At 39.9% G+C, this 421-nt stretch carries 1 pseudogene; it reads right to left on the bottom strand.

Features of this window, described 5'->3' with window-relative positions:
- Positions 1-421 (bottom strand): annotated as a pseudogene (locus tag ACYQ4S_RS12350) (RNA-guided endonuclease TnpB family protein); the annotation flags it as partial.

Genomic DNA, 421 nt, shown 5'->3' on the forward strand with positions numbered 1-421 from the left:
GGTGGTGGAGATTGTCACAGCGATTTGCGCTATCCATTTATTTGACTTTTTGGTGACACGTAGTGTCCCTAATTTGTGTTTTAGCAAATCAAAATTTCTATTCTTCTTATCCACCATTAAAGCCCGGATAGGCGTTTTCTTTGCCTTTCCATCAATCATGATCGGCATTGAAATGTAGCGGAAGTCGAAAGAGTAGTTTTGGTTGTTCCAAACACAATGAGGCTTTTTAAGCAGAGGCACTGTTTCAAACTTCTTTTTCTTCCCTTTCTTAAACACACTTTTTGCATCCAAGGTAGCTTGTGCTTTTACAGCACTGGGCAAATAGGCCTCAATATCTTTGCTTGTTTTACGGGTAGGTTTTCTTTCTTCCACCATTTCCACTACAAGGGAGTTGATGGTCGAGATATATTCTTCGCTCATT

It is taken from the genome of Alkalibacterium sp. s-m-28, from assembly GCF_054658175.1.